Origin of the sequence: Vibrio pelagius (assembly GCF_024347575.1) — a bacterium.
Classification (GTDB): Bacteria; Pseudomonadota; Gammaproteobacteria; order Enterobacterales; family Vibrionaceae; genus Vibrio; species Vibrio pelagius.
In genome coordinates this window covers 1,403,868-1,424,164 of the sequence record NZ_AP025503.1, presented here as the reverse complement: position 1 = coordinate 1,424,164, position 20,297 = coordinate 1,403,868, and the positions used below count along the sequence as shown (strand labels likewise).

9 protein-coding genes (1 of these 9 only partly in view) are annotated in these 20,297 nt (G+C 45.4%); 1 reads left to right on the top strand and 8 read right to left on the bottom strand.

The window, feature by feature from the left end; genetic code table 11:
- The first annotated feature begins 21 nt into the window (after nt 1-21).
- Nucleotides 22-2,256, top strand: a complete 2,235-nt coding sequence (locus tag vsple_RS06240; protein ID WP_420833790.1) for a hypothetical protein — start codon at nt 22-24, stop codon at nt 2,254-2,256.
- A gap of 141 nt (nt 2,257-2,397) precedes the next feature.
- Here the strand turns inward: vsple_RS06240 and vsple_RS06235 are convergent, their stop codons facing one another.
- From vsple_RS06235 to vsple_RS06200, 8 genes are all read right to left on the bottom strand, one after another.
- Entirely contained in the window at nt 2,398-4,134 is a 1,737-nt protein-coding gene (locus vsple_RS06235) for an ABC transporter permease subunit (protein WP_261882991.1), read from the bottom strand.
- A gap of 4 nt (nt 4,135-4,138) precedes the next feature.
- Nucleotides 4,139-5,659, bottom strand: a complete 1,521-nt coding sequence (locus tag vsple_RS06230; RefSeq protein ID WP_261883133.1) for an ABC transporter substrate-binding protein — start codon at nt 5,657-5,659, stop codon at nt 4,139-4,141.
- Nucleotides 5,649-6,482 carry an ABC transporter ATP-binding protein gene (locus vsple_RS06225; protein ID WP_261882990.1) on the bottom strand — a complete coding sequence of 278 codons (834 nt, stop codon included), beginning with the start codon at nt 6,480-6,482 and terminating at the stop codon, nt 5,649-5,651. The genes vsple_RS06230 and vsple_RS06225 overlap by 11 nt, the downstream gene beginning before the upstream one ends.
- A 20-nt stretch (nt 6,483-6,502) precedes the next feature.
- Nucleotides 6,503-7,264 (bottom strand): ABC transporter ATP-binding protein, encoded by a 762-nt coding sequence (locus tag vsple_RS06220; protein WP_261882989.1) that lies wholly within the window; start codon nt 7,262-7,264, stop codon nt 6,503-6,505.
- 184 nt (nt 7,265-7,448) lie between these two features.
- Nucleotides 7,449-8,753, bottom strand: coding sequence for an MATE family efflux transporter (locus vsple_RS06215; protein ID WP_261882988.1), 1,305 nt, complete (start codon nt 8,751-8,753; stop codon nt 7,449-7,451).
- A 212-nt stretch (nt 8,754-8,965) separates the two neighbouring features.
- Nucleotides 8,966-9,997 (bottom strand): hypothetical protein, encoded by a 1,032-nt coding sequence (locus tag vsple_RS06210; protein ID WP_261882987.1) that lies wholly within the window; start codon nt 9,995-9,997, stop codon nt 8,966-8,968.
- Between the two features lie 319 nt (nt 9,998-10,316).
- Nucleotides 10,317-11,195 (bottom strand): NAD(P)-dependent oxidoreductase, encoded by an 879-nt coding sequence (locus vsple_RS06205; protein WP_255230853.1) that lies wholly within the window; start codon nt 11,193-11,195, stop codon nt 10,317-10,319.
- Nucleotides 11,196-11,622: 427 nt separating this feature from the next.
- Nucleotides 11,623-20,297 carry the 3' end of a retention module-containing protein gene (locus vsple_RS06200; protein ID WP_261882986.1) on the bottom strand. 20,914 nt of this gene lie beyond the right edge of the window, so only the last 8,675 of its 29,589 coding nucleotides appear in the window; its start codon lies off the right edge, out of view; its stop codon occupies nt 11,623-11,625.

Here is a 20,297-nt window from a genome sequence, read left to right as displayed (position 1 = left end):
TTTGGATTTGGAAGTGTGGGAATGACTAAAACTATTTTGGCAGCCACTTTGATGGCGATTTCACTCAGTGCGGTTTCAACTGAATTTCCCTCTGCTGGCACCGCTTTTATCCTTCCAGGCCAACACGAATCTACAACCAATCACAATGGTGTTGATCTGACAGCCCAAGAGCTCATTGATTGGGAGCTGAGCAATAGTGATATTGTTTTCGGCTCTTATGGTGAGCCCTCTGACAACGCTCGCAGCAATACGTTGGGTTACATGTACAACCAGAAACTAGAGATCAACTCAAGTTGGGTAGAAAACGAACTTAGACACTACGCTGAAGCCAACGACCTAAACTATGAGGACTTCTTCCTACACTTTTCTGAAGACACCGTGATTGCGGAGGTAGATTCTACGCACGGTGAAAACACCATCCTCAACCGAAAGCCTATGATTGTTGGATACACTGTCGATCAATCACACGCAGGGTTTTGGTTATACCAACAACCGCCTTGGGATGCCGATGTCTTTGAGCACACTGCAAACAACGGTGCTCTTTACATTTATCACTCCGAGCCATTTGATCGCTTAACGCTGAAATTTTCTCAATTTGCGACCGGCGGAAGCTTCTCCATTGAGTATCCAAATGCTATCGACCAGCACGGTCAAGCTAGCCAATGGCAAACCATTTCGATCAAGAAAGATAAGACCCTGAACATGACCAAAAACCAAGCTGTGATTTGGAACATGCCGGATGATTGGAAGCGCGCAACGACGCACGATGGCAGCGGTGCCAGTTATGGCGGAGGGCAATATTTTGGTTCTGAATATCTTCGTGATGGTGGCCGACTGTATGTGGTGCGCATTCGATGGAACGAACCAGAGCACAGACCGCGTCTAAAAGAAATAAAACTCAAAAACTCTTTCCCAACGGTGAAACTCACCAACGCAACTGAAACGACGCCAGATGGTCGAACAATCGAGAGATGGAGAAAGATCAGAGGCTTTGATCAATCAGCAGACATCAACAACGACAACTATTTATCAAACTCTGAATACAAAGCTCGTACAAACAAAAATGCAACTGCGCGTTTTCGCTGGGAATCTCGGGTTATCCCTTTCGGCCGCATGTGGAACCAATCCTCATCTTGGGCATTAACAAATTTGGCTAACAACGACTATCAAGAGGCTATGTCGACTTACTACGCGACAAATTGGGTAGAACAAGGCTTAAATGGGGCTTACAACGATGACACTAATAAACTATTGGGCAGTAATCAATTCTTCGTATATTCCGGAGGTAACATTACCGAGTTACAAGCGATAGCGGGCTCTGACGAAGCAGACTCTCTATACAAGACCCATTTCTCGTCGTTCCTAAACAGACTTGCAGCCGATCAACCCGAAACACTTGTTGGTTTGAATATCGGGACGGCAAATCTTTATGGTCGAAACGGGCAATCTCATCTCGCCGATTCAGGCTCTCTGTATCTACGCGAGCATTATCTCTTCCCTACTACTGGCTTCAGTGGTTATGCGGGAATATCTAAATTCTGGGATAACTCAGCGTTAGCTCAGTCTGGTAGTAGCGTCATTTTCCAAGCTACGACACGATATGGTCGAGTTCAATATTTTGGGAATACGCAAGAAAATTGGCAACAAGACCAGTATTCTGCCCTTGCCATCTACTACCTCAATCATCACACGGATCGCAGCTACTTTAATCAGTGGAATAGCAGCTATCTGTATGGGAGTCATAACACCACCAGTGGTAATTACTACACCAGTGGCATTGCTCAAAACATTGCCTACCAACCTACTTCTTTATTGAAGGTGGACATAGGTGCGCCTTCAGGGGCGATCCCGAGTAATCACAATGCAATCCCACTCATGCTATCAACATCGACGCCTTATGCTGCCGATTACACGATTGTTGGTGATAGTGCGATGACCGAGTTAGTTCATCAAGATTTACCCAATGGTATGACCCATGTCATGCCTACCCATACTTACTTCGCTTACCAATCGGAGAATCAAGTCGTCAATGGCGGACCAGAAGAGATGGTTCTCGCACGTCAGTTTGAAAAAGGTTTAGTGCTGTATCGAACCAACTTTCATGGAAGAAATATGAGTTATTTTTCAGAACCTTTGATTACGATTCAGTTGGGTAAGCCGATGAGACCTGTAGATGCTAGAGGAAGACTCGGAGATCCGGTCACCCAAGTTCAAATTGGAGGATACCAAGGTCTAATACTGGTCAATGCAGAATAAACAGCGAGTACCAAGTTTCTCATTCTAAAATACGTCACAAATAGAAAAGCCTCTTGTCATACAGAATCAAGAGGCTTTTCTTTCGTCATTGTGTCGCGTTTACCGTTGGCAGATCGTCATCGAATAAGTCGCTATCAAAAACTAATCATCAAATAACAAGTTGATCGCAACAGAGAGCATGACAAGGCCAGCAATCGGCGCGATAACACCAATCGCAGAACGCTCGATGTAAGGTAGGTTCTCTGCAATCAGTAAGCCCCATTCTGGTTCTGGTGGCTTCGCTCCCAAGCCGATAAAGCTCAAAGACGTTAAACTCAACGTAATAACGGGCAGTCTTAACAATGCATGCCTTATCAGTGGCGGCAGAACATAAGGGAGCAAGTAATAGCGCAAAACACGTAGACGACTGGTTCCCCAAACAGGAGCCAAATGCGTATACGGCTGAGCCTTTGCTTCTAAAACCAAGCTTGAACAGTGCGCCGCTAACGGTGCCCAAGACACTAACACGATAGCAATCAGGGCACTGTTCGGGTTCATCCCCGTTAAACCAGCCACCAAGAGACCTGCCACGATATAAGGTACTGCCTTAGTGATCTCAATAAGACCTTGGCTGTAACGAGTCACAAATCCAAGCAACAGTCCAATAACCAAGCTCAAGAAGGTTGCGAGTATTCCCATTTTCATGGTCGAGAACATCCCTCCTCCGACTCTCGCAAGTAAATCTCGACCTACCGCATCAGCGCCAAATGGTGCTTCAAGACTCGGGGAGGCTAATCGAGGAAATTGGATGAGGTAAGGATCGCGGATCAGCGCCCAACCGGCACAACCAATAAGCAGAACGAAGATGGTTAAGCTGGCATTTCTTTTTGTGCGGCTCTGAGTGAAACGAAACGTGCTGTGACTGCTGATCAACTTACCGCTGGTCGCGCTGTGTCCGAGCAAAGCACGCTGGATCATGATGCTAACGCTGCTGATCAGAATCGAGAATGCGAGCAATACCAATAGACCACCTTGAAGCAATGGAAGGTCTTGCGACTTAGCCGCGCCCAGAATTAAGCGACCAATACCAGGAATCGAAAAGATCTGCTCAACTGCCACCGCACCACCAGTCAAACCAATCACAATCATGGCCAGTTGTGGAATAAGGTTGCTAAGTGCTCGCCACAAGGCAAACCTCAAGATCTGGAATTTGCTGATGTTAGCCGAAAGCCAAGTGATAACCCAAGGTTCATCAAGAACTCGAATCAAGCTGTCATTCAATAGTCGGCTAAATAGACCGCTTGCAGGTAAAGCGAGCGCTAGGGTCGGTAACCAGAGGTTTTGGGTGCTGGTCCAACCGTAAGGTGGAAACCAACCTAGCCAAATTGCGAATACCAAAATAAGGAGTGACGCAATTACATACTCAGGGAGCGACACCAACACAGAGCTTAAGCTGTTGTGTTGATTATCAAGCTTGTTTTGTTGCCAACGATGAATGGTGAACAAGACACTGATAAGGCAGAACACTAACGTCATAGACAGCGCACAAGCCATCAAGAACAGTGACGTTTTCGCCGTAGATTGAACACTCTGTATAACAGGTGCACCATCTACCCAAGAGACACCCAAATCACCTTGCGCAGCCAACACCAGCCAGTCCCACAATCGTTCTGTGGCAGAACGATCTAGTTGCAAGTCAGCACGAATCGCTTGCAGTGCTTCAGCCGTCATTAACTGCTGAGCACCTGCTCGCGCACGCAAGATCGCCTGACTTGGGTCAATCCCAGCTATATCGGGCATTAGCCCCACTAAAACCACCACCACGCTCAGAGAAGCTAAGCGTGAAAGCCATGGCATACAAGCGCCCCAATTGAGGCGCATGTTGGCAACAAGTGACATTGCGTTAGTTCACCTCAGTAAACTGGTCGATAAGACGACGTTCACGTGGATCACGCTGTGCGTTTTTCACTTTGTCGCTTTCGCCTTGAATCACACGTTCGTGCAATAAAGGAATCGCTGCGTATTGACCCAGAATCAAGTTCTCAGCTTCAATGATCGCTTGCTGACGCAATTCACCTAGTGGTTGACGGTCAGCATGGTCTAGTGCCGCATCCACTTCTTCAGAACAGAACTGACCTAAGTTAAATGAACCGTCACAGCTGAAGTCACTCTGCATGTAAGCAACTGGGTCACCCGAATCTAGTACCGTCGCACGCGATAGAATGAAGGCATCAAACTTACCTGCAAGTGCGTCGTTTTCAATTTGAGCATATTCACGAATGTCTAGCTCAACCACAAAACCTGCCGCTTCTAGTTGCTGCTTTAGAAGTACTGCGACTTCCGGCAGTTCAGCGCGGTCGGTAAAGGTACCAATAGTGATCTTCTCACCGTTAGCTTGACGAATTTCCATGGTTTCCATACGTGGATTCTTATCACGTACTGGTTGTACCCAAGCCAGTGCTGGCCCTAAAAGACCTTTAGCAAGATCTGCATGGTTTTCGTAAACCGTTTCAATGATTTGCTCGCGATTCACCGCTTGACCTGCCGCTTTACGCAGAGCAAATTGGCTAAACACTTCAGACTGATTATTTAGGTATAGTGTGTTTGTACGTGGCATCGCAACTTCATGTAGTTGAGATTTATCCATCATTGCAATTTGAGAGACTGGAACCGCTTCTACTACGTCCGCTTCACCAGTACGCAGAGCTGCTGCACGCGCGAAGCCGTTAGGCACGTATTCTGCCAAGATGTTTTTAACTTTCGCTTTCTCGCCCCAGTAGCCATCAAAGCGTGTCAGTCTCGCGCTCGTTGTGCCGTTGATTTCGGTTAGGATAAATGGACCAGTACCCGCTTTAATTGAGTTCACGCGACCATCTTCTTGGTAAGCCGCTGTAGAAAGAATAGAAAGCTGCGGGCTTGATAGACGGCTTGGCAGCAGTGGATCATTAAACGTTGTTTTTATCTGAACTTTAAAGTCACCAATCGCCTCAACTTGCCACTCAATACCATCGAGGATACGTGGTTTCGGCGCTGCATCTAACGCTTTTTGAAGTGAGTTTACGACAACCGCAGCGTTGAGATCTGAGCCGTCATGGAACTTAACGCCTTTACGCACATTGAAAGTCCAAGTCATTGGGTCAACTTGTTCCCATTTGGTCGCTAGCATAGGCTCCGCCACCGATTGGTCACTTAGGTTTACCAATGTTTCAGCCGTGCTCCAACGAGACAGCTTGAATGCGTCGTCAGATAGAGGTGAAAGGCCGGTTCTTGGCGGTTGCATCATCGCAACACGGATTTCTGATGATTCAGCAACTGGTGCCGCCGCCTGTTCAGCGTCTTGTTTCTTCTCTTCGGAATCAAAACAACCTGTTAGTAATGTGCTTAGAGCTAGCGCTACTGCTAACTTTGGCGTATTAAGGTGCATACGAGACCTCTCCAATGGTTTTTGTGTATTCATGATTCGTTTTTTGCGCACTCAATAAAGCTCGAGTGGTCATATGTTTGGGTTGTTTCATCACTTGCTTAGCATCGCCGTGTTCAGCGACTTTGCCTTTGTCGAGCACTAAGATCTCATCACACAACGCTTCGGCTGCATTCAAGTCGTGAGTCACCAAGATCAGTCGCATTTGGCGTCTTTGCTGGATGGATACAAACAAGTCTAGGACCTGCTGTCGGCTTACTGGATCTAAGCTACTGGTTGGCTCGTCGGCCACCAGCACACACGGCTCTACAATCAGAGCGCGAGCAATGGCGACTCTCTGTGCTTGTCCAACGGAGAGTTGTCTTGACGGGCGAGTTAACAGTGATTCGTTAAGTCCAACATCTCTGAGTGCCTTTTCAATTTTTTGCTCTTTATTGTCAGTAAGCCCCATGCTGATAAGAGGCTCTAATAACAACTGCTCCACCGTGTAGTAAGGGTTCAAGCTCGATTGCGGCTCTTGTGGAATAAGCTGGATGTGTTGGCACAACGCTCTGCGCTGCTTTTCTGAACTTGATGAGAGCGGTTGCCCACAGATATACACCTCACCCGACGTAGGTCGGCGTAAACTGAAAAGCAGTTCAATCAAAGTAGACTTACCGGCGCCTGATGGCCCGACAATCGCCAAGTTCTGAGTTTCGATACTCAGGTCAAGTTGATCGAGCGCTTTGAATGGTTTACCTCCAAGCCATGTAGGCTTCGAGTAATAATGTACATTCACATTTTCAAAACGAACTTGTGCGGACATGGGTTGAGTATGACTATGCATAAAGGGACTCCGACTCTGAACTACGGAAACAGTTGAGCCAGTTGTTGGCAGAACTCGTGGTTGCTTGATGTAATCGCCTCTTTGGGAGTACCGTAAGCCACCATAGTACCTTCAGCAATCACCAGCAGCTTGTCGCAAGCGAGCGCTGCAGATAAGTCGTGAGTAATCAACATTCCGCCAATATTTCTTTGCTGAATGCTGTTTCTAAATAGAGTAAGGATCTCTGACTCGGTAATTGGGTCAAGCGCACTGGTTGGTTCATCAGCAATAAGTAGATTCGCTCGACCAAGCAGAGCAATGGCAATACATATACGTTGTCTTTGACCACCAGATAACTGACTTGGATACTGCTTTAAAGCCATGTCAGCGTCAGTGAAACCGAGTTGGTCAAGCAGTGTGGATACGGTTGATCTGTGATTCGAGTTGAGACGCGTTTTGTTGCCCGTTAAGGCTAAACTAAGCTGTTGCTCGACTGAAGCCAATGGGTTGAGAGCTTGTAACGCGTCTTGAAAAATCACCGCTGGTCTCTGAGCTGCTTCTCTTTGCAGCATCGCTTGCGTGCTGACTTCCCTACCATTAATCAAGATATCCCCATTGGCGAAGACATCTTTTGGCAAAAAACCAGCTACGGCTTTAGACAGCATAGACTTACCTATCCCTGATGGTCCCATAACCGCAAGCACTTCACCCTCAGCTAGAGTAAAAGAGATGTTGCGAAAAAAAGATTGATGAGAATCTGAGATTTGAAGTTGGTTTACGGCGAGTATTGGTTGTGTATTCACGACAGCTTAGTCTGTAATAATATAACGTAACAATATTATCATGACTACTTGGCTAAGAAAACATCCCGTAAGAGTTAAATCTGCCTGTTTTTTGGGGCTCAAGAACAAAGGGCAAGCTCACTTGCCCTTGATTGGTCTGGGGTTCAATACTATGAGATAAATACGTATGGTTTACAAAATACAACTATAAACACTTTTCTCGCACTTGATGGATAGATGGATATAAGAAAACAAAACGTCCAACATAAAAGAGCGTAAAGGCTAGCCATAAGCCATGGTTTCCCCACTGTGGCACAGTTATAAGCAGCACTACTAAGAACACGACTAACGTGATAAAGCTTGAATTTCTGACTGGTTTCGTTGTTCCTGTACCGGTGAAAATACCATAGAAAGTCAACCCGAATCCCGCCACCAGTGGGAATACAAGTAACCAAGGGCTCATTTCAAGATATAGAGTGTTCAGTGCCGGTAGCGTGGTGAATAGCGTGACGATTTGCTCTTTAAACACCAGAGTCAGAAGAGTCAGTACTGCAATAAATGCCGACGTCCACTGAATGTTTAACTTAATCACACTGTCAAGCAACTTCGGATTTTTCTGCCCTACCGCTTTACCAGCAAACACACTCGAAGCATTAGCAACACCATCGAACATGTAGCTAACAATGAAAGTTACTTGCATCAATATCGCATTCGTTGCCAACACGTCAGAGCCAAGCTGAGAGCCTACGCGCGCCATCATATTAAAGAAAACCAAAATACAAATGGTACGAAGTAACAGATCCATGTTCGATGACATGATCACTTTCAAGTCTTTATTGGACATCTTTGCTGTGCCTAAGTGATCGAACAGCGAGAATTGACATGTCTTAAGGACAAAGCCAGCTCCAATAACAAACGTTGTAATTTGTGCAATCAGTGTTGCAACTGCAACGCCTGCAATCCCCATATCAAAATAGAGAACAAACACGATATCCAATACGATGTTAAGTACGTTACCAAACACTTGCGTGAACAAAGTTTCTTTGGCTTTGGCCTGCCCCATTAACCAGCCGATAATGGTGTAGTTCAAGAGTACAAATGGAGCGCCATAAATCATGATGTCAAAATAGATCTTGGCATTTGCACCCACAGCGGCATCTGGGGATATGATCCATTCTGCGCCCATCCAAATCAGTGATTGCAGCGCTATGAACATTAATCCAACGCACGAAGCCAATACAAATGGACGAAATAGACTGCTCGCCTGCTCTGAGTGACTGTTTCTGCCAAGTGCAATAGCACTCTGACCCGTTGTACTGACACGGAAAAAGCCAAACAACCAGTACAATGTGTTCATGATGACGGTGCCGATTGCAACACCACCAATCAGCTCAGCGACACCGAGTTTGCCAATAACGGCAGTATCTACCGCTCCAAGCAAAGGTTGCGTAACAGTCGAGACAATGAAGGGAAAAGCAATCTTAAAGTAATCTTTATGAGTCAGATTCATTAGGGTTTAACTCGGAACAGTGGTGAATTGAAGTCAAAAAAAGAGCCTCCGTAGATTCGAGGCTCTTGCTTTCTCTCGTAGAGAGTCACATTGATCAAGGGAACAGAGTCGAAAGGGGTGAATATTCACCTTAATCAAGAATCTCCCAGATGATAAGTTTAATGATAATTAATATCAATTGTTAATATTGTCTGACATGTTTTCCTAACACATCAAGCCTTGGGTAACTTTAACTGATAGATCTTCTCTGCTTTCGTCCCTAGCAACCAGAAACTCACCGCGAGAATCGCGAAGAACAGGGCTTTGTGCATACCTTCCCAAAGGTACTCAAAGAAACGGCTATAAAGATTCAAGAAGATGAACACCAAAGCGACTCCTTTGGTCATATCATCATGGTGTTTCAATCCAAGATAGAGTGCCACAAACGAAGCCACCAGAAGCAGCACAGACCAATACAGAATCGAGATCTGCTCTATATCTAACCAAATACTGAAATCAGCATGGTTGCCGAATATCGAAAGCAACCAAAGAGAAAAGAAGAAATAGAGCAAGCCAACAAACTTAGTCACACTCTCAAATTCCATCGCCGCTCTGATTCTTGGCAAACCGTAGAGACTCGCCAGCAGCAATACTCCACCAAACAATGCAAACCGTAACGGGTAATTCATGCCTAGATAGTAACCATCACTCTGAACTTGATAGGAATGAAAACCAAACCATGCGCCTAACGTTATCAGAGCGAATATCCAGACTGTTTGCGAAGGCAGCCAGAGCCCAATCAAACCATAAATCGCTGAAGCTAGTAGAATCAGCGGCGCTAGGTTCTCTGTCTCTATAACCTTTCCAAGGAAAAAGATCGACAGCGCAGTACTGATCATCCCGAGAACGAACAGCGCCTCATTAGCCAAGACTTTACTTGGGTAAAGTTTCCTTCTACGAATACCGAACACGTAAAAGCCAATAGCTCCCGCGAAGAAGAACAGACTCTTTGCTAGTTCTGGTGCAGTGAAGATGCTCTTGAACAGCTCTATCAACCATTCATCAAACACAAAGGACAAGGTTGCCAAAACCACACATGTCACCGCAATGGTGAACGAGTAACGAGCAATCTGGGTCCAATCAAAAGCCGATACCTCGAAGGTACTCTCTAGTTTGTCATGCTCTTCTTGTGTCAAAACACCTTGAGATTGCCACTCATCGAGCGCACTGCCAATGATTCTGCGCTCCTTCTTAGACACTTTCATGCCTACCTCTCTTAATACCGATATTCACAAGTGAAAATTCACTGTTTCCAACTCAATTATGGCTTAAGAGTAACATGGAGTTTCCGTCTCCGTAGATCAGACACAGATAAATTGATGGTTTTTAAGATTTTTAAGAGTGATGAGATTACGTTAGCACTCGAATTGGTGCTAAGAGGTGAAGCAATTGAAGGCAGAACATAAAAAAGCACGCATATGCGTGCTTTAAGAGAGTGCTTACTGATAAATAAATCAGACAAATAAGCAACCCTACTCATGAGAGAAAAGGAAGAAAAATTCTCATGAGCAGGGCTTATTTGTATTACTTCTCTAGCTTAGTGAAGTAATCAAACAGTACTGGTACGTCGTTTTGACCTAGACCTGCATCCACTGCAGCTTGTAGGCTCTTAGACGTACCTTCAGCGATTAGAGACTCAGTACCTAGGTCTGAAACCATCTCTAGGAAGTAACCAAGGTCTTTGTTCGCGTTTGCTACAGAGAAACCTAGCTTCTCTTCACCGTCTACTGCGTAGAACTTACAGAACTGCATGAACGGAGAGTTAGATGGGCCTGCAGACATGATGTCGAACAGCTGTTGACCATCAACGCCAGCCAGTTTTGCAACTGCGAATGCTTGAGACATTGTTGCTACTGTCGTCATGCCCATGAAGTTATTAACAAGCTTAGTTACGTGACCAGAACCTAGTGCGCCTAGGTGGAATACGTTCTCACCTTGATCGTCAAGAACTGGCTTAACTTTGTTGAATGTTTCGATGTCGCCTGCAGCCATGATGTTTAGTAGACCATCTTTCGCGTGAGCTGGTGTACGACCTAGAGGTGCGTCAATCATACCAGCGCCTTTCGCTGCAAGGTCTTCACCAATCTTACGAGTTGAAGCTGGGATAGAAGTACCGAAGTCAATCAGTGTTGCACCTTCTTTGATACCCGCTAGGATACCGTCATCACCGTATACCACTTTTTCTACAACAGCAGACGTTGTAAGACAAAGCATTACGATGTCGCTGTTTTCCGCAAGTTCTTTGCCAGAAGTTGCTTCTTTTGCACCACGAGCTACACAAGCTGCAACTGCGTCTTTGTTAAGATCCATAACGTTTAGCTCATAACCACGTTTTTGTAGGTTCTCAACCATGTTGCCGCCCATAAGACCAAGGCCAATGAAACCAATGACAGGTTTTGTCATAACTAACTCCTAAACTCAAGTAATGTGTTATTGTATGATTATATTATATTGGTGCAAAACCTATTGTGCAATGACCTTGAGTTAGAATCTGTGATCAGCTAGACGTATTAGGCTTGTAATGGGGTATAAATCAGACAATATGCCAGTAAATAGTCAGACTATTATCTACTTTTGGCAATAAAATTCGGTTCAGCATGATTCTGGAAACCAAAGAAAGGTTTTCAGATAAGCAACGTAACAAGCACGCTTTGTAAGAGTACAAGCTATTATCAAGTAGCGATAAACGTCTTTATGAAGAAGTGAAAATCAAGATTGTTGAAAACCAGCAGCGACAGAAGGCTCCTTTTCTGGTGTCGTAGTACTTCTAAGCAGCGAATAAAACGCCGACTCAATTGAGTCGGCGTCTCTCTTTATTAAACGTTAGTCATTAGCCATGAATAATCACATTCTGCTGCACCAACGCATCTAAGATGTCATCAGACATGTTGCTAGCGAGTGTCAATTGCGGAGCAAGATCTTCTACCACTATCACCTGTTGGGTGGTTCCCATACCATCTGGGTTTATCGTTAGCTCGATGTCATTACCGTCCACGACTTTTGCATCTATCTGTTGTAACAGTACTGCCATATCAAGCGTCGTGTTTTGTAGTTCAGGTAACACTTCCCTGAGATCGATAGTATCCCCTTCTGACAAATCAAAGTCGGTAATCTTATCTTCAACACCATGTTGGATGTTGAGCCAAACGAAAGAGTCCATCCCATCACCGCCGGTGAGGATGTCAGCGCCATCGCCACCGATTAAGGTATCATTACCGTCACCTCCAATTAGCTCATCATCTCCACTACCACCTTCAAGTCGGTCATCACCAGAGCCAGACTCTAGTTGTGTATTACCTCCGTCGCCAAACAACTGAACATCATCCGCCGTAGCACTTAGATCAATGTCTGTTGCATCAGCCACAATCGTTAGGTTGAGGTCTATCTCTGAAGAGGTTGCTCCTGGAGATATCACCATATTCATATCGTCTAACTCCGAAGATACCGCTTCCAACTTAATCGTATGTGGTGTGGCATCTTGCGGAAGGTCAACAATCTTTAAGCTATCAATCGCATCAGCGGATGCGACCCAAACACCACTATTAAGAGCGACCGTACCCGCACTGCTTATCACGGAGGCACCCGCTGGCACATCTTTGATATTCAGAGTCAAGATCTCATTAATATCAGCCAACGCCGCCACAATACCGACCAAAGGAATACCACTCGCACTTGCGGTTTGACTGGCAGTAATGTTGCGAACATAGTTCATAGCAGGATCAATCGACAAGCTCGGCGTATTAGCGACCGGCGTTACCTGAATTGGGTAGTTCTCCGGTGGTGTAGTGATAACAATACCCGACGGGTTGCCACTGTCTTCCGCAACCACCTGTAGATTAATACTGTTTGTTGGAATGTATTGAGTGTTCACAAACAACCCGACAGGATTGGCTGGTGTATTGATGATATCGTTGATGTCAGCCGGTGTCCCTTCTAGGATAATTGAGTTAGTGCCCTGCCCACTAACCGTCACAGTGGTAGTTGCCGGCGGAATTACTGACAAGGTACCAAAGTCGACACTCAAGGTGACCGTCATAAAGTCACCAGCGTGGGCACCGACGTAATCTGGGTCAGCAACGGTAATACCACTAATCAATTGGTCGACGTCTTCATCAATAACTGACGTGACATTGTCACCGTTAATCACGGGTGAATCGTTAACACCTTTTACGGTTAAGGTTAATATGCCGCTATCTGTTAAGAAGTCATCAACCCCATTGGTTTGCCCATTATCTTGAATGGTGTATGAGAAGCTGATATCTCCACTGGTCGCATCGTATTCATCGTTAGCATCAAATACCCAATAAGGTCCAGTGACCGATGGGTCGTCAGCTCCGCCACTATTTTCAAAGTACTGCAACTGACCTTGCCCTGTAGTGAGGCTGACATCGATAACGGTCAAGTTATCTCCTTCAGGATCACTCGATGCCGCAATCAAATCTTCAGCTTTAATCACGATTTGATCATCTTCAGAAATCGTTCCTAAATCGATAACGTCGGCGGCATTTGGTGCATCATTAACCTCAGTAACTTTAATCTCAAAGGTCGTTTGGTTAGTCAGTGGGCCCGGTGAACCATTGTTACCACCGTCATTGACCTCCGCGGTCACGGTAGCGACCCCACCCTGATTCAAGTAGTTTTCATCAGCACCTAATTCAAACCTAACGCTGCCTGAATCTAGCGCATTGTTGATATCCGCCAAGGTCCCCGTAAGCGTCAATTCAATGCCATTGCCGGATACAGGATCTACGCTTACCCCTGTAGAAGAGGTAAAGGTCAACTCACCTTTATCCACCGACAACTTGAGCGTGTATATCGCACTTGGATCATCATAAACCGCATCTGGGTCCTCTATTTTGAAACCAGACACATCGCTCAAGGCAATCGAGGTATCTTCCGGTGTCTCTAAGTTTTCAATATTAACAAAGGTTGGTTGGTCATTAATTGGGTCAATCATCAAGTCCACGTTGAAGGTTGTTTCTGGACCTAAATACTCAGTGTTGTCTGCATCCGTATCGACTGAGCGCACAGAAATAGACAACGGTGAATCAATACCCAGAGCGTTACCAGTATCGGAGTTATGTTCACCAGAGTTAAAGACGATTTTATCGAGTACGGTTGCATCGACATCTAGCGTCCACGTATCGGAGCTCGCATCATAGGTACCTAATGTTGTGCCATCTGGATACAAAATTGAAGCATCAGAAGGAACATTGCTAACGACCACTCGGATAGTCTCTGGTTCATTCTCGGTAGTCAGCGCAGGCGCGGAAGCATCTTTATCGAGAATGCTTGCATTGATTTCGATATCAATATTTTGGCCTTCCAATCCTGAAACAGAATCCGTCGGATCCGTATCAATATCATCCCCTACTGGCAGTACATGTACTTGGAATTTTGGCAGAGTGCCTGCGTTAGTTGGGATACCTAATAGCGACTCTTGCGTGAACACCTCAACACCAAAATCAAATGTACCGCTGAAGTTTTTCGGTGGCAGCACCGATATTTCACTTAAATCAAATGAATTTGAGACGCTGGACGGCAGTTGGACACTCCATACACCTCCACCATTGTTCTTAACCGTAAAATCAGAGCCGCTATCTACTCTAAATTGGAAACCATCAGGGACACCCGTGAATTTGATAGAAACAAACTCTTCCGAACCATCGAGATCAGTCAAGGCGATAGAAATCGGACTTGAACCCGCAAGTGAAATCTGTTGATCTTCGTTGCCTGTGATTTCTACGACATCAGGATCACTTCCCGGCCCTGTAATTTGAACATCATCAACGACAGGAACAACATCAAAACTGACCGACGTTGAGAAGGACTCGCTTGTTGCATCTTCCGTTGTGCTCGAGCCCCCTCCATTAAACGTCGCCGTATCTAAAACGTTGCCGCTCACGGTAACGCTAACGGTACTGACATCCACACCGTTTACATCATCGTAAGTTGGGAAGTTTTCTTTCGGTCTAAACAGCACTCCAGATAAAGCACCACTTTCAATTTCACTTTCGGTGAACGATATAGATGTGCCCAGTGGGGTTCCTGTATCACTGTAAAACTGACCATTAGTTGTGTCATCCAATGTTAAGGTCACATCAGTAAAGCGTTCGTTACCACCTTCAATACCATTGAATTGGTCCGCTACAGAACCAGAGAAGTCGAGCACAATATAAGTATCTTCATAACCAACAGCTTCGGCTCCCGGCTTGCCATCGATATCGACTGGATTCAAAGCATCGTCCAAAGAGCCTGCGATATTGACCGAAATACTTGGTGCTACGTCGGTTACCGCAGAAACTTTGATGATGGCGCTGGTTTCAAGCATTTTCTCATCACCCGATGTCAGATCTTTGGTGATAACCGTAAATGGCAACTCAAAGTCTCCGGAGTAATCCGCGGGGAGATTTAATACCAAATCTGAGAAATCTGGCGCTACACCTTGTACCAAAGTGGACTGGTAAACGTATTCCCCGTTCACAAAGTCAATTGCACCACTGCCACCAACGCTGATATTAATGGTTGTTTCGTCAGGGCTTCCTGGATTAATAACGACGGTCTCATCAATCACGATGGTAATTTGGTCATCAGATGCATCACCACCAGTGAAACTAATGACGCTTTCAAGAGCATCACCCAACATGAGTTGGGTATCCTCAGTGGCATCAATTGTTTGGTCCGGAGTCACAACGATATCAGCAGCGATTTCTCCGTTGCCAGTTATCTCTTCAGGGAAGGTTAATATCACGTCTCCCTGTCTCTGAACAATCGCAGATTGTTGGTCACCCGGCTCATCGCCTAAGTCTTCAACTAGCGTAAAGACTGTCATTTTTATACTGCTGATGTTAGTCGATACACCATCATCATATGGTGCAGTTAGATCCAATCCTTGAGGTGCACTAATCGTAAATGCATCTTCATCAATTATCACCCAACGACCATTAGCTTCATAAACCGCACCAGTCACAAGTAGTTGACTCAACACTTCGTATGGTAGAGCGCCGCCAGACGTGGTCGTCAATTCAATGATGGCCTCATTAACGACTTCATTGACAGGAAACTCCGGTGAGACATCTTCTTGTTTGTAACGAATAACGTACTCACCACTGGTTGCAGGGTTATTGCTATTCGTTGTGAAATTAATCTGCCCTGCGGCATTTGAGGCAATGGTTGTCAATTGCCCAGTACCGTCTTCATTAGAGAAAACAATCAAGTTATCAGGATCTGTTGGCTCGACCACTGGGACCACTTGCACTGTGATAGTACCTGTAATCGGTGGGTTGGCTTCAATAAAGCCACCATCTTCTCCCAGCAAGCCACTTGGTGTGTATTCAAAATCTCGCTCTTCAACTTCCAGAATTGTAGTGATCGTAAAATCTTCACTGGAATGTTCCGGAGGTGTTAGTTGGATAAAATCATTGGCCAACGCAATCTGAGTAAACTGCTCTGGAGTTTGAGATGCATCTTTCGGGGTAATAACCAATGTACCAGCCACGCTGTCATCAACAGTAACATCACCATTAACGACCGCGGTCACACCTGTTGGTATTCCATTGATCGTGATGGAAGTAAAGTGCTCATCGTCATCAATGTAATTCGCTCCTTGTGGGTGCCAATCAATATTAATGGCGGTGTCTTCGTCTCCAATAGTAGTGTTACTGTAAGTTGCAGAAGTATCGATCCTTGGCTTGATAAGCACTCGAACTTCTTGGTCGAACGTTAAGGTATGACCGTCATTTTCTGTAACAACGATACGCCCTTGAATGTGAATATTCTCAGTAGAGGAGTCGACAGGACGAATGATGATACCCGACGCTTTCCCAGCCTCTGTGATGTTCGCTTCATAGATAGGCTTATCAAGATCAGGATTACCACTGCTGTCTTCTTCATAACCAACAAAGTTAAGGTCTATGACCGTGCCATCTCCATCTTCGATCACCACACCCTCTGGGATACCGGATAGAATAACGGTTATCGCTTCTGAGCCATCACCTACAAGCGGTGCGCTATTAGGATCGTCAGGTCTTCGCTCACCTGACAATACAGTGAAGTCAAGAAATGCGAAGCTGTCTCCGTTCTGGCTCTCTTGGATTGTTGTTTGTACCCCACTCACACCACTACTATCGGTAAACGTCTCCCAATCAGTGCCGTTGGTTCCACCAAATGGCACATCCGCGACACCAATCACTTCAACATTGACCCTCTTAGGCCCAAACGTTACTTCATCAGTTTCTGGCCCAGTCGAGAGCGAGGCTGTGTCTTTTACGACACCCAAAACATCAAAGCTGAAATCTTCGTTGCTGTTCTCTTTCGGGATCACTTCGACATTGGCGAGTTCGGAGTAAAGTATTTCTTGGTAATCGACGCCATTAATCGTCACAGTCGGGATAACGGTGTTGGTTCCTAATTCGTAAAGTTCGGCACCTTGAGTGATATTGTAGATTCTTACGTATAACAATTCGGAGCCGTCTGCATCAACCGATGGCTTCATTGTGATCACGTCATCAAGGGTGAACGCAACTCTATTATTTGGATCACCAACAACATCTGGGTCTAAGATATTGTCTTCATTGATGGTTTTACGACTCACACTTAGGGTTCCTAAGTCCGCATCTGGAAGTACATCAATCACTATCGTTCTTTCTTCAGAAGTCGCAAACCTTTTACTGTTGGCTCCGCTATTGTCAGAATCTAGGAATGGATTACGGGTTTCTTCCGTCAAAGCCACCACTTTGAAGCTAATAGTGCCCGAGAAATTATCAATCGGATCGACAACTGTGCTATTGATGTCCGCCGCATCAATAATATATGGACCACCATCCGGCCCTATCGGGCTTCCTGAGCTATCCAATAGAGTGAACTTCCCAGCCCCCGCTTCGACTGTCAGTTGATACGTGATTGTTTCTGGTCGAGAAGCGTCCTGAGTGTCCGCTTCAAGATTAAGCGTGATGGTATTTCCGTCTTCCGTTACCGGTATATTTGCCCCCATGCCGTCGGTATCTGGTAGGTAGGTATATGTGCTATTGGCATCGTTCCACTCAGCTTCATCAGCCACCGCTTCGATTTCAATTCTAAAGTTTGAACTTACGGTATGGTCAGGAGCACCGTTATTGTCGATCTCCAATTCGTAGTTGATCCTTACACCATTTCCATTTGTGCTAAAGTTGCGGTCAGGTACAAAGTAGAGATTGTCGATAGTTGCAATGACATCTTTAGGATCTGTGGTGTCATCTGGGTCTGGCATAAAGCTCTGAACAATATCTGCACCATCCAGAATGAAATTACCGTCACTATCTGTCGACAACTTCACGTATTCTGAACCATTAAAGTAGTAAAACGTGCCTCTGTGGTCGGTATTATCAAATATCTTCAGTTGCCCGATCGCTTCAGCGTTATCTTGGTCGTACAAGTTAACCTGCAACGCAACTTGTGCCGGAGCATCCGGTAGACCATCTTGATTATCAAAAGTATTTTCTAGCTCTGCAGGTTCGCTACCCGCAGCGTAGCTAATAGATGGATCGCGGCCAATATCTTCTGTGGTTGTGACTTTCAATGAAACGGCAGTTGAGTCTTGGTCGACGATGGTGATATTCAACGGCGTTTCAGAAGTATCCAAATCCGCATCGGTTGCTACTACGTTGATTGAGAAGTTAATCTCATCCCCATCATGATCGAGATAACCATTGGCTCTGAATTCAATTTCACCATTAGAGTTGATGCGCAAGCGACCTAACTCTCTCTCGTCGATAACATTACCGCCAGCATCAAACTCCTGTTCATAAACACGCACCTGTTGAACACCAGAAGTAATATCATAGGTATTACTTTCTGTGTCGCTTGGGTTTCTTCTGAATACAATCCCCGTATCGGTATCAGATACTCCTTCGATTTGGGTAAGTACAGCCCCATCAGCACCCGTATCTGTTGCATTGGCAAACATGTTTACTTTAGAGCCGTTATAGTTCTGACCCTCGAGGCGGGTAATAGATTGAGTCGTCACAAGAGGAACATCATCCGTCACCGATAAGTTAAGCGCTATTGCGTTTGACTGATCCCCATCAAAATCTTCTGCTACCACGGAGAAGTTCAGAGGAATACTGTTTTCTGTATCCGCATCTGGATGCTTAAGCGGTTTAAACAATTCAAACTGGTAGCTATTGTCGTTGGTATCAAACACAATCTCGAACACAGCTTCGTTGCTGGTCTCCGTTTGTGCGGTATAGGTAAATGTTGTGCCACTTTCAACGACCGGCAGCCACTCTAAGCCTTCTCCTTCCGAGGTTAGCCCAGTTAATACAGCATCTGGATTTACCAACTCATAAAGCACGACTCCGTCGGCACCCTCATCAATCGTAAACAAACCGTTAATAACCGTATCTTCCGATTGATCCGAGCCTATACCGGTCAAATCATCTTCATCGACGACGGTTTCTCCTGTTGGTGCGGTCATCGTTGGTCCATCATCCGACACTTCTATTGGTAGTCGGTATTGATTTGAATCATCACCATCACCATCTACCGCTACCACATCGAAAGGTATGGTCAGCGTATCTAGATTGGCAGGAGTGGTCGCGTGATTAAGAGGCCCTAACAGAGTAAAGGTATAGTCGCCGTCATTGGTCAGTACTAAAGTAAAGATTGGAGTACCCGATGAATCTGTGGCTCCTTGATAAGTCGTGGTATTAGCAGCGCCTGTAATTTCTGTGATCTTAATACCTTCACTTCCAGACGAAAGCATCGCTTCCACTGTCGCTATATTACGCAGTTCGTAAGCTTCGACTTGGTCTGCACCTTCTGTAGTAACGAAAGATCCTGCTGCCTGTGTTGGGTTACCAATATCTTCTTCATCAACGATAAAGGTACTTCCCACGCCTGTGTCTGTTATTTCTGGTACGTCATCGGTAATCGTCACATTGAGTGGTGTGCTCGCCGAATCAGTTTCATCAGTATCAACGGCATAAACCGGTAGAGTAAAGAGCTGATCATTGTTGCCCTGTACAGAGTCATGATCGATCTCTTGTAGTAGTGTAAAGGTGTACTCTCCTAATACAGTAGTAGAGAATTTAATCGTAAAGATATCAACCTCTACATCGAGGGCATCTTTGGTAAAACCGATATAATTCCCTGAGTCAGCAGGATCTTCTTTTATCTGAATGGCTAAACCGTTCGATTTAAGAGCACCACCGACATTAAACTCGGTCGGCTCAATTCGGAAGTAGCTAACATCATCACTACCAGCAGTAAAGGTGATCTGCTCAGTTTGACTTACAGGCAGACTTGGTGAAGAACCATCGGCTAAGTTAACTTCACTCAAACTCACTGGCGGAATAATATCAATCGTAGGTGGAGCACCATCACTAATGACTAACCTAACGGTTGCTTGTTCTAGATCGATATCTTGGTCTTGAGATTTCACAACAATGTTCTTAACAATATCGCCGTTTTCATGATCCAAGTTTCTGTTTGGCTCAAAGCGAATGTCGCCATTGATTTTGACAAACA

Bases quoted from the DNA above. Each gene is read 5' to 3' on its own strand.
- vsple_RS06240 (WP_420833790.1), top strand. From the start codon at position 22: ATGACTAAAACTATTTTGGCAGCCACTTTGATGGCGATTTCACTCAGT.
- vsple_RS06235 (WP_261882991.1), bottom strand. From the start codon at position 4,134: ATGTCACTTGTTGCCAACATGCGCCTCAATTGGGGCGCTTGTATGCCA.
- vsple_RS06230 (WP_261883133.1), bottom strand. From the start codon at position 5,659: ATGCACCTTAATACGCCAAAGTTAGCAGTAGCGCTAGCTCTAAGCACA.
- vsple_RS06225 (WP_261882990.1), bottom strand. From the start codon at position 6,482: ATGCATAGTCATACTCAACCCATGTCCGCACAAGTTCGTTTTGAAAAT.
- vsple_RS06215 (WP_261882988.1), bottom strand. From the start codon at position 8,753: ATGAATCTGACTCATAAAGATTACTTTAAGATTGCTTTTCCCTTCATT.
- vsple_RS06210 (WP_261882987.1), bottom strand. From the start codon at position 9,997: ATGAAAGTGTCTAAGAAGGAGCGCAGAATCATTGGCAGTGCGCTCGAT.
- vsple_RS06205 (WP_255230853.1), bottom strand. From the start codon at position 11,195: ATGACAAAACCTGTCATTGGTTTCATTGGCCTTGGTCTTATGGGCGGC.